The 14247-nt window shown below is 60.9% G+C and carries 15 protein-coding genes and 1 tRNA gene; 7 read left to right on the top strand and 9 right to left on the bottom strand.

The window, feature by feature from the left end; genetic code table 11:
* Positions 1-2: 2 nt before the first annotated feature.
* The 3 genes from AC07UB_RS02080 to AC07UB_RS02070 form a co-directional block, all read right to left on the bottom strand.
* Entirely contained in the window at positions 3-2039 is a 2037-nt protein-coding gene (locus AC07UB_RS02080) for an acetyl/propionyl/methylcrotonyl-CoA carboxylase subunit alpha (RefSeq protein WP_494652323.1), read from the bottom strand.
* 2 nt (positions 2040-2041) lie between these two features.
* Complete coding sequence (locus tag AC07UB_RS02075) at positions 2042-3646, bottom strand: carboxyl transferase domain-containing protein (RefSeq protein ID WP_492789266.1); 1605 nt, start codon at positions 3644-3646, stop codon at positions 2042-2044.
* A 337-nt stretch (positions 3647-3983) separates the two neighbouring features.
* Positions 3984-4289: an ETC complex I subunit gene (locus AC07UB_RS02070; protein ID WP_492789267.1), complete on the bottom strand. Its 306-nt coding sequence runs from the start codon at positions 4287-4289 to the stop codon at positions 3984-3986.
* 254 nt (positions 4290-4543) lie between these two features.
* On the opposite strand from AC07UB_RS02070, the gene AC07UB_RS02065 reads away from it, so the two are divergent.
* Complete coding sequence (locus AC07UB_RS02065) at positions 4544-5722, top strand: OpgC domain-containing protein (RefSeq protein WP_494652325.1); 1179 nt, start codon at positions 4544-4546, stop codon at positions 5720-5722.
* A gap of 102 nt (positions 5723-5824) precedes the next feature.
* Positions 5825-5901 (top strand) — tRNA-Pro (locus AC07UB_RS02060).
* 93 nt (positions 5902-5994) lie between these two features.
* On the opposite strand, the gene AC07UB_RS02055 is transcribed toward AC07UB_RS02060, so the two are convergent.
* From AC07UB_RS02055 to AC07UB_RS02035, 5 genes are all read right to left on the bottom strand, one after another.
* A complete protein-coding gene (locus tag AC07UB_RS02055) occupies positions 5995-6486 on the bottom strand; it encodes a DUF192 domain-containing protein (protein ID WP_492789269.1) in 492 nt (163 codons plus the stop codon).
* Positions 6487-6600: 114 nt separating this feature from the next.
* A complete protein-coding gene (locus AC07UB_RS02050; protein ID WP_492789270.1) occupies positions 6601-7266 on the bottom strand; it encodes a cold-shock protein in 666 nt (221 codons plus the stop codon).
* A gap of 367 nt (positions 7267-7633) precedes the next feature.
* A complete protein-coding gene (locus tag AC07UB_RS02045; RefSeq protein WP_492789271.1) occupies positions 7634-8392 on the bottom strand; it encodes an SIR2 family NAD-dependent protein deacylase in 759 nt (252 codons plus the stop codon).
* 131 nt (positions 8393-8523) lie between these two features.
* Complete coding sequence (locus AC07UB_RS02040; RefSeq protein ID WP_492789272.1) at positions 8524-8817, bottom strand: hypothetical protein; 294 nt, start codon at positions 8815-8817, stop codon at positions 8524-8526.
* A gap of 103 nt (positions 8818-8920) precedes the next feature.
* Positions 8921-9133 carry a hypothetical protein gene (locus tag AC07UB_RS02035; protein ID WP_492789273.1) on the bottom strand — a complete coding sequence of 71 codons (213 nt, stop codon included), beginning with the start codon at positions 9131-9133 and terminating at the stop codon, positions 8921-8923.
* Between the two features lie 442 nt (positions 9134-9575).
* Here AC07UB_RS02035 and AC07UB_RS02030 point away from each other — a divergent pair, with 442 nt between their 5' ends.
* Together AC07UB_RS02030 and AC07UB_RS02025 are read left to right on the top strand one after the other, a co-directional pair.
* Positions 9576-9851, top strand: coding sequence for a DUF6894 family protein (locus tag AC07UB_RS02030; protein ID WP_492789274.1), 276 nt, complete (start codon positions 9576-9578; stop codon positions 9849-9851).
* A gap of 305 nt (positions 9852-10156) precedes the next feature.
* Entirely contained in the window at positions 10157-10606 is a 450-nt protein-coding gene (locus AC07UB_RS02025) for a VOC family protein (protein WP_492789275.1), read from the top strand.
* Positions 10607-10880: 274 nt separating this feature from the next.
* On the opposite strand, the gene AC07UB_RS02020 is transcribed toward AC07UB_RS02025, so the two are convergent.
* A complete protein-coding gene (locus AC07UB_RS02020) occupies positions 10881-11204 on the bottom strand; it encodes a hypothetical protein (protein ID WP_492789276.1) in 324 nt (107 codons plus the stop codon).
* Positions 11205-11430: 226 nt separating this feature from the next.
* Between AC07UB_RS02020 and AC07UB_RS02015 the strand changes: the two genes are divergently transcribed.
* From AC07UB_RS02015 to AC07UB_RS02005, 3 genes are all read left to right on the top strand, one after another.
* Complete coding sequence (locus tag AC07UB_RS02015) at positions 11431-12084, top strand: MarC family protein (protein ID WP_492789277.1); 654 nt, start codon at positions 11431-11433, stop codon at positions 12082-12084.
* 198 nt (positions 12085-12282) lie between these two features.
* A complete protein-coding gene (locus tag AC07UB_RS02010; protein WP_492789278.1) occupies positions 12283-13155 on the top strand; it encodes an SGNH/GDSL hydrolase family protein in 873 nt (290 codons plus the stop codon).
* A gap of 114 nt (positions 13156-13269) precedes the next feature.
* Positions 13270-14229: a cation diffusion facilitator family transporter gene (locus tag AC07UB_RS02005; protein WP_492789279.1), complete on the top strand. Its 960-nt coding sequence runs from the start codon at positions 13270-13272 to the stop codon at positions 14227-14229.
* Positions 14230-14247 lie beyond the last annotated feature (18 nt).

Below are 14247 nucleotides of genomic sequence, written 5' to 3'. Positions count from 1 at the left end.
GGTTACGCCTTCGCGGGAGCTTCAGCCGGCTCGATCTCGGCCAGTTCCACGCCTTCCTGTACGATGTCGCCGACCTTGCACTTCAACTGCTTCACGACGCCTGCGAACGGCGCGCGCAGCGTCTGCTCCATCTTCATGACTTCCAGCGTCAGGATCGGTGCGCCCTTCTCGACGGACGCGCCTTCCGCGACCAGGATCGCCACCACCGTACCGGGCAAGGGTGCCACGACGCGGTCCGCGCCCGCCTGCTCCTCGTCCTCGGTGCCGAACGGATCGACCCAGTCAAACTCGAAACGTCCATTGCGGGTGCGGACATAGACCTCCTGCACATCCAGCAAGCCTTCGACGTGGTGCTTGACGCCATCGAGAACAAGATCGATGCCGCCGCGCGACGATGCCGAACTCGCGAACGCGATGTCACGCCCGTCGACCGAAAGCGTGGTCGGGCCGTTGCCATAGCGCAGTGTCGCCTTGCGCTCGCCGCCCGCCTGCCGGAACAGGAAGTGGCGCTGGCGTCCGCCCACGGTGAACCAGCCTGACGATGCCCGCCATGGCGAGTTGACGTCATGTCCCGCCGCGACCTCCTCGCTGCGCAGGATCGCAGCCACTGCCGCGCCAAGCTCCAGCTCGGTCAGTGCTGCCTCGGCTGGCGTGAGCTTCGCCAGCTCGCGCTCGATGAAACTGGTATCGATGGTGTTGGCGCGGACGTCCGGATGCGTGATCAGCGCCGACAGGAACGGAATGTTGGTGATAACGCCGCGAACGTCGGTCTCTTCCAGCCCGCGATTGAGCCGCGAAATCGCGAGATCGCGCGTCGGGGCCCATGCGATCACCTTGGCCAGCATCGCGTCGTAATTGGGCGACACCGTCTTGCCCTCGCCGTAACCGGCATCGATCCGCAAGCCGTCGACTTCGTCAGGCGTGCGCCACGTCCGGATACGGCCCACTGAAGGCATGAAGTTCTTGTTGGGATTTTCGGCGTAGACGCGCGCCTCAATGGCGTGGCCGTTGAGCTTGATCTGGTCCTGCGCCAGCGGCAGCTTTTCACCGAATGCGACGCGCAACTGCCATTCGACCAGATCGACGCCGGTAATCAACTCGGTCACCGGATGTTCGACCTGAAGCCGCGTATTCATTTCGATGAAGAACACCTCGCGGCCGTCCGACACGAATTCGATGGTGCCCGCGCCGACATAGTTCACCGCACCCGCGGCCTTGCGGGCTGCCGCGCAAACCGCCTCGCGTCCCGCCGCATCGAGTGTCGGCGACGGCGCTTCCTCGATCACCTTCTGATGGCGGCGTTGAAGCGTGCATTCGCGCTCGAACAGCGACACAAGGTTGCCGTGGCTGTCGCCGACGATCTGCACTTCGATGTGACGCGGGTTCTGAACGAACTTCTCGATCAACATGCGGTCGTCGCCGAACGCGGCGAGCGCCTCACGCTTGGCGCTGACAATGGCTGCGGCGAGTTCGTCCGCGCTGTTGACGATACGCATGCCGCGACCGCCGCCGCCGGCCGATGCTTTCGCCAATACCGGAAAGCCGATTTTCTTCGCGGCATCCGCGAGTGTTTTGTCGTCCTGCGCTTCGCCGTGATAACCCGGCACCAGTGGTACGCCGGCCTTTTCCATCAACTGCTTGGAGCCCGACTTCGACCCCATCGCTTCCATCATCTCGGCGGTGGGACCGACGAACACGATGCCTTCAGCGGCGCAGCGGCGCGCGAATTCGGCGTTCTCCGAGAGGAAGCCATAACCCGGATGAACCGCTTCCGCGCCGGTCTTCCGCACGGCTTCGAGAATGCGATCAACATTGAGATAGCTGTCTTTCGCACGCGCGGGTCCCAGCAGCACGGCGTCGTCGGCCAGCGCGACATGCAGCGCATCGGCGTCAGCTTCCGAATAGACCGCGACGGTGCGCAGGCCCATGGCGCGCGCGGTCCTGATGACGCGGCAGGCGATCTCGCCGCGGTTGGCGATCAGCAAGGTGTTGAAGCGGCGATAGAGCGGCTTTGCCGCGGTCTGAGCAGGATTTTTCATCGTCACATCCTGAACACGCCGAAGCGCGTCGGCTCAGAGGGCGCGTTAGCGGCGGCGGACAATCCGAGACCAAGCACAAGGCGCGTATCGGCGGGATCGATCACGCCGTCGTCCCAGAGCCGCGCTGTCGCGTAATAAGGATGACCCTGCGTTTCGTATTGCTCGCGGATCGGGCTGCGGAAAGCATCTTCCTCCTTGGCCGACCATGTGCCGCCCTTGGCTTCGATGTTGTCGCGCCGCAACTGACTGAGCACCATCGATGCCTGCTCACCGCCCATCACCGAGATGCGCGCGTTCGGCCACATCCAGAGAAAGCGCGGACTGTAGGCGCGGCCGCACATGCCGTAGTTGCCTGCGCCATAGGAGCCGCCGATCACCACGGTGAATTTCGGCACCGATGCCGTCGCGACCGCCGTGACGAGTTTGGCGCCGTCGCGCGCGATGCCGCCCGCTTCATACTTCTTGCCGACCATGAAGCCGGTGATGTTCTGCAGGAACAGCAGCGGGATATTGCGCTGGCAGCAAAGCTCGATGAAATGCGCGCCCTTCAGCGAGCTTTCGCTGAACAGGATTCCGTTGTTGGCGATGATACCGACCGGATAACCCCAGATATGCGCGAAGCCGCAGATCAGTGTCTGACCGTAGAGCTTCTTGAATTCCTCGAACTCCGAACCGTCCACGATGCGCGCGATGATCTCGCGCACGTCGAACGGCTTGCGGGCGTCCGCCGGCACCACGCCGTAAATGTCCTCGCGCTCAAACAACGGTTCACGCGGCGCGCGCAGGCCGGTCGCCGATGATTTGGCGGGATTGAGATTGCCGACAATGCGCCGCGCGATGCCGATGGCATGACTGTCGTTCTGCGCATAGTGATCGGTGACGCCCGACTGCCTTGAGTGGACGTCCGCGCCGCCGAGTTCTTCGGCGGTCACGACTTCGCCGGTCGCCGCCTTCACCAACGGCGGGCCGCCGAGGAAGATGGTGCCCTGGTTGCGCACGATAATGCTTTCGTCCGACATCGCGGGCACGTAAGCGCCGCCCGCCGTGCAGGATCCCATCACGATGGCGATCTGCGGGATGCCCTGCGCGGACATGTTGGCCTGATTGTAGAAGATGCGGCCGAAGTGTTTCTCGTCCGGGAAAATCTCGTCCTGCTGCGGCAGGAAGGCGCCGCCGGAATCGACCATGTAAATGCATGGCAGGTTGTTCTGCCGCGCGATGTCCTGCGCGCGCAGATGCTTCTTCACCGTCATCGGGTAATAAGTGCCGCCGCTGATGGTGGCGTCGTTGGCGACGATGACGCATTCACGGCCCGAGACGCGGCCGATGCCGGTCACGATGCTGGCGGAATGCACGTTGCCGCCGTAGAGGCCATAGGCAGCCATCGGGGAGAATTCGAGAAACGCGGTGCCGGGGTCGATCAGAAGGTCGACGCGCTCCCGTGCCAGCATCTTGCCGCGCGCCGTGTGTTTGGCGCGAGACGCCTCGCCGCCCCCGCCTGCAACCTGCGAAAGCTTGTCCCGGAGGTCCGCAACCAGCCCCCGCATGACCTCGGCGTTGCGCGTGAAGTCGGACGATTTGGAGTCGAGCCCGGACCGAAGTGCCATTGTTTCCTGCCGCGTAACGTTTTGATCTTGCTTGCTTCCGCCTCCATTCCGGGCGGCATTGACCTGCAAGGTGTCACTGCTTGGCGGCGGAATGCAACCCCAACCTTTCCGATGGATACTGGCGCAATCGGGAGGCTGGCGTCAGGCGCGTTGCGCCTCATTAGGCCAAGGCGCAGCTTTGAAATGTCTTGCTCCCGACATTTCCCGGAGCGATTTCGCCAGAGTTCGTCATGCCCGGACCTGTTCCGGGCATCCACGTCTTAGGGCAACAGCAGCGATAAAGACGTGGATGGCCGGGACGAAGCCCGGCCATGACGGCAGATAGTGAGTCCAGCTCTTAGTGCGTCCAGGGCTCGGTGCGGCGGAACGCGAAATTGTCCGCATAGGCCTTCACGCGCGGCTGCAATTCCTTCGGCTCCAGCACCTGATAGGGAATGCCCTCCCGCTCGCAATAGGCGACGGCGTCTTCCCGGGTGTCAAAATGGATCGTCAGCTGCTGCTTCATGTCGCCGGAGCTGGTCCAGCCCATCAGCGGCTCGATCACGCGCGGCTGTTCGGGCTCGTAGTCGAGCTGCCACGCCTTGGTCTTCGCGGAGCCGGACTGCATCGCATTTTTGGCAGGTTTGAAGATTCTGGCTGTCATGTCGCGCGAAAACCCTGAGGAGTGAAAGAGCCTGAGTTCGATTGTCGATCCGCCGGAACGGAAGCGGGACGGATAAAAAGCAAGTGATTTGGGTTGAGGCCCAAATCAAACGTTCGGCAGCCCGTTCCCAAGGAGACTTCCCACAAGAAACTCTGATATAATGCGAACGACGCGCCGTGACAATGTCGAACCGTTCAGGTCCGGATTGGCCGCCGCCGAAGTAATTTTGTCGACTGCATCACGAAACGGCGCTCATGGAAATCCAGGCAACACTTCCCGAAAAGGGTCGCGACCTCCGGCTCGATTTTTTCCGCGGCATCGCGAACTGGTGGATTTTTCTCGACCACATTCCAAACAACGTCATCAACTGGGCGACGCCCCGCAACTATGGTTTCAGCGACGCGGCTGACCTGTTCGTCTTTATCTCCGGCTACACCGCATCTTTCGTGTACGCCAAGATGATGCTCGACCGCGGGTTTATCGTGGGCTCGACGCGGCTGTGGAAGCGCGTCTGGCAGCTCTATGTCGCACACGTGATTCTGTTCGTGATCTACATCGCGGCGATCGGCTGGGTCGCGCTGCGCTACGCCGATCCCGACATCCTCAACGAGTTCAACGTCGCGGGGCTGGTGGAAAATCCGATCCAGACGCTGACGCAAGGCCTCCTGCTGCGCTTCAAACCAGTCAATCTGGACGTGCTGCCGCTCTACATCATCCTGATGGGGTTCTTCCCGCCGGTGCTGTGGCTGATGCTGCGCAAGCCCGACATGGTCATGATCGCGTCGCTGGTGCTGTACTTCGCGGCCCGCCAGTTCGGCTGGAATTTCTCGGCCTACCCCGTCGGCTCCTGGTACTTCAATCCGTATACCTGGCAGCTGCTGTTCGTGTTCGGCGCGTGGTTCGCACTGGGCGGAGCATTGGAATCGCGATCAGTGATCCGCTCGCAATGGCTCCTGATCATCGGCTCGCTCTATCTCGTTTTCGCGCTGATCATGACCATGGCGGGCCGCTTCGAATCCTTCGGCGCGCTGTTCCCGAGGTGGCTCTATGATGCCTTCAATCCCAACGACAAGACGTTCCTTGCGCCCTATCGCGTCATCCACTTCGTGGTGATCGCGTTCTTCATAACGCGGTTCGTGCCCAAGGACTGGAAACTGCTGGAATCGAAGTGGCTCGATCCCCTGATCAAGTGCGGTCAGCAATCGTTGCAGGTGTTCTGCGTCGGCATCTTCCTGTCCTTCGTCGCGCACTTCGTTTTGATGCTGAGCTGGGGCACGGTCTGGGCGCAACTTGGCGTCAGCGTCGTCGGTGTCGCCATCCTGACGATCGTCGCCTATTACGGAAACTGGTCGAAGAAGCAGGACAAGCCGTCGGCGCGAACGGCACCCGCCAAGCCGCCGGTGGCCCAGGCATCGCCCGCCTCGGGGGCTTGACCGGGAGCCGGACGATCCCACGTTAACTGTGGGTGTTTTAGCGCCCGCAGCCGGTCGTTCCGCCTTGCTGGCGCCATGCGAAGCGTGTATCGACTGACCCATCGGGGTATAGCGTAGCCTGGTAGCGCGGCAGTTTTGGGTACTGCAGGTCCGAGGTTCGAATCCTCGTGCCCCGACCATCTATCCCATTGAAACTATTAGATTTTATAGCGCGATTCTGACGCGATTCTGACGGCTGGTTTTTCCCGCGTCAGCCTCGAACACTCACAGCCTCAGCGAGTCCCGAACAGCGGATGGGCCACCCGGTCGCCGGCCTGAATGCCGTATTTCCGGGCCGTGCCGCCGATCACCTCAAGCACGCCCTTGGCCAGGCCGCCCGACGAGATGATCTTTTCTGAATGCGGCTCGGTGTTTTCCGCGATCCGCAGAATCCGGCCATCGCTCCGGATGAAGATCATGTCGAGCGGGATGAAGGTGTTCTTCATCCACATCGACACCGGCTGTTCGGGCGAGAAATCGAACAGCATACCCCGTCCCTCGGCCAGCTCCTTGCGGTACATCAGGCCGGTGGCCCGCTCCTCGTCGGTTTTCGCAATCTCGACGGAGAACACGTGGACGCCCGACTTGGTGACGATCTCGAGCGACTGCACCTCGGCCGCGGTCGCGCCGGTGATCGCCACGGCGAACAGCGCCATCGCCACAGCGGCGACGATACGGAAGTTTGTTTTCAGGTTCGGGGATTTCAGCAAGCGGGCGAACGACATTCTCGAACAGTGTCCTGAGCCAAATGACGCAGCAACCTAGCGCGGCAATCATGGCAAAGGCCACACACAGGTCTAGCCTTGTTAGAGGATCACGCGGATGTGGTTGAAGTCAGGTCAGTGCGAGGACAATCCGGGCGCGCCGGTCTCCGGCTGGATCTCGGCCGCCATCATGCCCTTGGACCCGGGCCCGAACCGGACCAGCACGAACTGGCCGGGACGCAACTCGGTCATGCCATAGCGGCGCAGGGTTTCCATATGGACGAAAATGTCCGGCGTGCCTTCGCCGCAGGTCAGGAAGCCGAACCCGCGAAGCCGGTTGAACCATTTGACCTGCGCCCGCTCCAGCCCGCTGGTCGGCGTGACGCTGACATGGGTGCGCGCGGGAAGCATCTGCGCCGGATGGATGGCGGTGGACTCGTCCATCGAGACGATGCGGAAGGCCTGATAGCCCTTCTGCCGCTGGACGCATTCGCACACCAGCCGCGCCCCTTCATAGGCCGTCTGGTAGCCGTCACGCCTCAAGACCGTGACATGCAGCAGCACGTCGGGCCAGCCGTTGTCCGGCACGATAAAGCCGTAGCCCTTTGAGGCATCGAACCATTTGATGACGCCGGAAATCTCGACAAGGTTGACGGCCGCGCCGTCATCCGCCGCAAAGGAGTCGAGCGCCAAATTCCGCTCAACCTTCGCAGCGAGTTCGCTTGGAGCGAACCTGTCAGCAGGACCAGCCCCACCCAGCGGGCTGCTTACCTTCTTGGACTCAAATCCGTCCGAACCCATGACCCCCGGACCTCAAACTAAATTGCCATCGATCACCGCGTGACCAACTACGTTGCGTACTGAGTACGTTCGAGGGACGAAGCCCGTGATGCGCCGCGAATCCCTTGATTCGACGATAACACTCCGGCTGAGGGCTGAAAGACAAAAAAGAAATCAGCAACGACCTATGAACAGTCTTGAACGAAATCGAATCAAACAGGCTAGTGGTCCGGTTCTAACATTCGCCTCCCGTTTCTGCAGACCTGCCCGCGAATGTTAGAATCAAAGACCACCAGCAAATATAGGTTTCCAGTGGAGTTTCGGATTTTACATTCGCATTGCGGGCGCGCTGCCGAGTGGATTGCGAATGTCAAATCCACTCCACTGGTCAGTTGCCGACGAACGGTCCAAGCGTCTCGCCGATGTCGTGACGGATCACCAGGTCGGCAATGTCGTCCTGATCGGTCGGTTCGTTGTTGATGATCACCAGTTTGGCGCCGCAATTCCGCGCCAGTACGGGAAAACCGGCCGCCGGCCAGACCACGAGTGACGAGCCGATCGCGAGAAAAAGATCACAGTGTTCAGCAAGTTCCTTGGCGCGACGCATCTCGTCTTCCGGCATGGACTGGCCAAACGAAATCGTCGCCGACTTCACCGGCTCCCCGCAAGCGGTGCAGGATGGTGCGCCGCCGGTGTCGAAGCGCTCCTTGACCCAGGAAATCTCGAAGCGTTTTCCGCAGCCGATGCAGCGGGCGTAGGTGGTATTGCCATGCAACTCAACGACATGCTCGGCCGAAAACCCTGACGCCTGATGCAGGTTGTCAATGTTCTGGGTGACGATCGCCGGCACCTTGCCCGCCTTGTAGAGCGACGCCAGCGCGCGGTGCCCCCGGCCCGGCCGGGCCGCCGCAAAGCTCGGCTCCATCGCGAACCGGCGGCGCCATGACTCATCCCGTGCATCCTGGCTCGCAACGAACTCATCGAACGGAATGGGACGATTGCGGGTCCACAAGCCGCCGGGCGAGCGGAAGTCGGGAATTCCGCATTCGGTGGAAATGCCGGCGCCCGTAAACGGCACGATGGTCCGTGCTTCGGCGATCAAGTCGCCGAGCAGGTCGATTCCGCTGCGAAGATCGGACGCAATCATTCAAACCGTCTCGCAAACCGTCTCGTCATCCGATCCTCAAAGCCGATGCACTCACGCCGCGCGCGGAAAAGTATAGCTCAACAAAAATGGGGGCGCGAAGCCCCCATTTCCGAAATCAATGACCCGTCAGATCAGGCTGCCTTGGTCGCCTGCACCTTCGGAGCATCCTGGATTTTCGCGTCCTGAGGCTTCACCGATTCAGGCTTCAAGGCGTCCTTGACGTCTTTCAGGTCTTTCCCGGGCGCCAGGTCTTTCTTGGGCGCAACAACCTTGGTTTTCTTGCCGAACGCGGCAAGCTTTTCCATCTCGGCGGCGAGTTCGCGCTGGCGCGCGGCAATCTTGTCGGCGAGTTTTTCGGTGGTCTGATCGAGCAGCGTCGCCAGATCGTCGATGGACATCGAATCCAGATCTACTTTTTGCATCATCTTCTCCGTTGAACGGAGAATGGAGGTAGCAAGAAGGGACTCCCGTCGCCAGCAGATGCGATTCCTTATCCACTGTCATACGGCAATCAATCGCTTGGAATACTCAGCAGCCGGTGAAGCCGGGCGTCGAGCCGTCCTCACGATTACGCAAATAGGCCAGACCGAAAACCGCCAGACGTTTCGGGTCGGTTTCACCGGCGGACGAGAGCGTTCCGATGTAACTGCCGACGCTCTCGCGCGCCTCGCGCAAGTTCGCTTCATCCAGGTTTCGCATCATACCAAAGGTATGAATGATCCGATCAATAACCTCGTCCACAGGGCCTCCTTTGCATGAGATATGCGAAGGACAACGGCGGCGCAGCGCAAAAAGTTCCCGTGCGCAAAACCTGATTGCCAAGTCTGATTGGCTGTTGAGAGTTCAAGCCGTGAGCAAAACCGCCGGGGACTTTGACGAATAAAATTTTCATCGATTGCTGGAACAAATCGCGCGCCTTGGTATTGCCCTCTTTTGACGGAGGCCGCCATGAAGATCATCGAAGCAATCGCCGAAGACCGCCTGCTTCGCTACGCGTTTGCCGGTCTCGCGATTCTTTTTCTGTTCGGTATGGTTCTTTAGCTCTGCTTTCGGCGCCAACGCGACTGAAAGACATATGCGGGACTGATCCAATTCGGGTCCGCAATATCCAAAAAGGATCGGAACGAACAGTCAGCTTCGTCGTTATTATCTCAGGTGCAGGTACCCAGCGATGGATGCAGGCATGAAGAACCCCGTCATATGCCTCGGCAGATGGCGGGGTTTTTATCTAGAGGGACCGATGCGATTTCATTTTGATCTGGTCGACGGGAAGACGATCGCCGACCAAGACGGTCAAGAGCTCGAGGACGCAGTTCAGGCGTCGGAGGTCGCGGACAAGCTGGCCAGGCATTTGGTTCAGGAAGAGCCGATGCTCGCGGCGAAGGGCTACTCCATTCTTGTCAGCGACGAGGACGGCGAAGAAGTCTATCGCACGAAGCTCATCGAGAATGCTCACTGATGCTCGCGGACCTTCCACTATACGTCTGTTCATAGGTCGCTGGATCAGTGCCTGGAAACGTCGCTCACGGAGAGTTGTGTGGATGAGGTCCCGGAGCCGCCACCAGGCCCGACGGAATCTTGCTAGCCAGTTCGCGAAAGTGCCCTTTCCGATTTCGTAGGCGTACTTTCGCGGAGCCTTGCCCTTGTGGCAGGGCTTTTTGTTGCAGCATCCCGCGCCACGCCTGCCCTTCGCAGCGATTTGCTGCTATTCAATGCCACCGTACCGGACGGAACGTCCGCGAAGCTCCCATGGAGACAAGAAACATGCGTTATCTGCACACCATGCTGCGTGTCCGCAATCTCGACACGGCCTTGAAATTCTACAGCGACGCGCTCGGGCTAAAGGAAGTCCGCCGCACCGAAAGCGAGAAAGGCCGTTTCACCCTGGTGTTTTTGTGCGCGGCCGAGGACGAGGCGCTGCTCAAGCAGGTCAAGGGCCGCGGCGCGCCGCTGGTCGAACTCACCTACAACTGGGATGAAGAGACCTACGGCGAAGATCGCTACTTCGGGCATCTCGCCTACGAGGTCGATGACATTTACGCGACCTGCGACCGCCTGATGAAACTCGGCATCACCATCAACCGTCCACCGCGCGACGGGCAGATGGCGTTCATCCGTTCACCGGATCTGCATTCCATCGAGCTGCTGCAAAAGGGCGACGCACTCGCGCCGAAGGAGCCGTGGAGTTCGATGCCCAATACCGGGCATTGGTGATTCACCGGTAACGCAGGACAGCCACGAGGGAACAAGACGACCTTTCCGATGTTCTCCATCACATGTTTCAGGAACGCGATGGAGGTTAATATGGGAAAAGGACTTTTGTTATGGCTGGTGGGCGTGCCCATCCCGGTGATCATCCTGCTCTGGCTTTTCTTCGGCCGATAAGACAGGACGAACAGCCTTCAAGTGCAAGCCTCGCGTAAGCGGGGCTTTCATTTGTCTGCCCGCGTAAGCAGACTTTCAATGCCGGTGTTCGACCCGCCGAGCCTCAGGGCTTTCTGCAATCCGCCGTCGCATCGACCAGCTTCAGCAGCTTGTTGCCTGCGGCCTTGAGAATACACATCTCGACTTGCTTGCCGGCGGGTACCGGCTTGGCGCAGATGATCTGCGGGTTGTCGTCGTAGACGGCGGTGGAGAATTTGCAGTTCGCCTGACATGATGCGGTGTAATTGAATGGATTGGTCAACAACACGCTGGCCGATTGTTCGCCCGGCAGGATCGTGCAGACAATCGGGACCGGCTCTGCGCGCGCAACCAACGACGGAAGACTCGCCAACGCCGTAACGATGATAAAGACCGGTATGCGCTGCATGAATCAACCGTGTTTGCTCAACGTGGCACGGTATCAAGGCCCGCGGCGCAAGACGAGGATTTCATAGGCAGCCGAACGGCCTGAACGCCATTATTCTGGAATCCGAACTCCTGAGCCGGGCTTGCGGCCATCCGGGTTGCAAACATCCGCGATCTCTGTTGGAAATCGGTCGTGGCAATCAGCCGCCGCACAGCGTTTGGGGCTGGGTGCCGTCGGGGCGGGCGTCGTGCAAAACATCATCAATGCGTTTCTGCTGGTCTATGCGGCGCTGTTTCCGATCGTCAATCCGATCGGCAGCGCACCGCTTTTCCTGCGGATGACCCGGGGGCGCAGTTCTGCCGAGCGCAGCGTGCTTGCCCAGAACGTCGCGCGAAACAGTTTCTTCCTGCTGCTGGGGTCGCTGTTCATCGGTTCGCATGTTCTTGTCTTCTTCGGCATCACCCTGCCCGTCGTTCGGGTCGCCGGCGGTCTCGTGGTGGCTGCGTTCGGATGGCAACTGTTGCACGCGCCGGAAGACCCCGGACCGGATCGCGCGAAGGTCAGCAACACAGGTCCCGCCGTCGATGCATTTTATCCGCTGACCATGCCGCTGACCGTCGGGCCAGGCTCCATTTCCGTCGCGGTGACGCTCGGCAGCCAGCGGCCGACCGGCGCGGCGGATCTCGCTGAACTGGCCATTCTGGGCGGCGCGGCGATCGCCGGCCTTGCCGCCATCGCCATCACGGTGTTCGTCAGCTATCGCTTCGCCGATCGCATCATCGCCTATCTCGGGGCGCGCGGAACGGACGTCATGATGCGGCTGTCCGCCTTCATCCTGTTTTGCATCGGCATCCAGATCATCTGGAACGGAGTCAGTGCGCTGATCGGCAAGACCATCTGACGCGCGCCCAAGCCGCACCGCTCACGGATTTGTGCGTCGCAGCAGGTCCTGACCCCGCTTATCACCCTATTTTTGCGGGGAATTTCAGTTAAGCATCAGTTCCATATCGCCGAATGGCGCATTGAATGCGCGCCAAATTGTCGCTATTTATCGATCGATGCGGACCTTCGATGGCCGCCACGCCAAGGTCCGCTTTTGATGCTCAGCCTCATTCACGGCCGGAAAACTGCTTCGACCATCGCAGCGACGATCGGCGCGTTTGCGCTCGGGCTGTCTGCCGTCGTCGTGTACCCCGCCACCTCTCATGCCGAACAGGCCACGAGCGCCGGCAAAAGCGTGCCGGTGTCCGACGATCTCAATGCCGTTTTCAAGACGCAGCCTTGCGTGCAATCCAAGTCGCTGGCGCAGCTCGACGCGCCGATTACCCGCGTCGCCAAACGGCTTGATGCACACGACCCGGTCACCATCGTTGCAGTCGGCTCGTCCTCGACCGGCGGGTCGGGCGCAAGCTCGCCCGCCTATTCGTATCCAAGCCGCCTCGAGCGCGAGTTGCGCCAGAGATTTCCCGGCACGCCGATCACCATCATCAATCGCGGCGTCAACGGCGAAGAAGCCGCCGACATGATGGCGCGAATGGATTCCATTCTCGACGCGAAGCCCGATCTGGTGATCTGGCAACTCGGCACCAATACCCTGTTGCGCGACGGCAGCGTCCCCGCGACCGGCGAATTGTTGCAGGCCGGAATTGCGCGCATCAAGAAAACCGGCGCCGACGTGCTGCTGATCGACCCGCAATTCGCACCACGCGTCAACGCCAAGCCCGCTGTCAGCGACATGGTCGGGCTGATCGCCTATATCGCGAAGCAGGCCCACGTTCCGCTGTTCCGCCGCTACGTCGCCATGCGCCACTGGCACGAAGATCAGGCCATCGCATTCGACCGGTTCATTACGGCGGATGGCCTGCACATGAACGACTGGGGCTATTCCTGCCTCGCACGCCTGCTCGCCGACAACATCGTGAGCACGGTTGCACGCTCCCGCGCCGTCGCGGATGTGAAGCCGTTTCAATAATAACAGCCCGTCGCGGCTGCACCTTGCCAGCTGTGATAGTATTCGGTTTCCGGATGACGCATATCGCATACAGCCACTGAGCCCCGCAGGGACTCAGGCCTGTACGAGCATTGCATGACACAATCGCATCATCACGCGCACGACCACGCCGATCATAGGCATGAGGTTCATTCCCACGGACCGGGTGGCCACACGCACGCGCCCGCAAACTTTGGACCGGCCTTTGCGGTCGGGATCGTGCTCAACACGGTCTTTGTCATTGTCGAGGCGGTCTATGGCTATGCGAGCAACTCGACCGCCCTGATCGCGGACGCAGGGCACAACCTGTCCGACGTGCTGGGGCTGGTGGTCGCGTGGATCGCGGTGGCGCTGTCGAAGCGGCCCCCCTCAGCGCGCTACACTTACGGTCTGCGCGGCTCGTCGATCCTGGCGGCGCTTTTCAACGCGGTCTTTCTGCTGATCGCAGTCGGCGCAATCGGCTGGGAAGCAATCCTGCGGCTATTGAATCCTCAACCCGTTGCCGAGACGACGGTGATGATCGTGGCCACAATCGGCATCGCCATCAACGGATTTACCGCGTGGCTGTTCGCATCCGGACGCAAGGGCGATCTCAACATCAAGGGCGCTTACCTGCACATGGTGGCCGACGCCGCCGTGTCGGCGGGCGTCGTCGCCGCCGCGCTGGTCATCATGTTCACCGGCTGGCTGTGGCTCGACCCACTCGTAAGTCTCGTGATTGTCGCCGTCATTGTGTGGGGCACATGGGGACTGCTGCGCGACAGCACGGCCATGTCGCTCGACGCGGTGCCGTCGAACATCGATCCGGTGGCGGTGCGCCGTTATCTCGAACAGCGTCCGGGTGTAACCGAGATTTGCGATCTGCATATCTGGCCGATGAGCACAACCGAGGCCGCGCTGACCTGTCATCTGGTCATGCCCTCCGGCCATCCGGGCGATGCCTTTCTGATTCAGGCCGCGCAGCAGTTGAATGAACAGTATAACATCCAGCACACGACCATCCAGATTGCGACCAGTGCCGCCGCCTGCGCGCTGGCTTCCGATCATGTGATCTAAACCGGCCTTGAAAAGGCC

This window comes from Afipia sp. GW821-FHT04G03 (assembly GCF_059419985.1).
The sequence above is the reverse complement of the archived record's forward strand: the minus strand, read 5'-3'. Positions and strand labels throughout refer to the sequence as shown.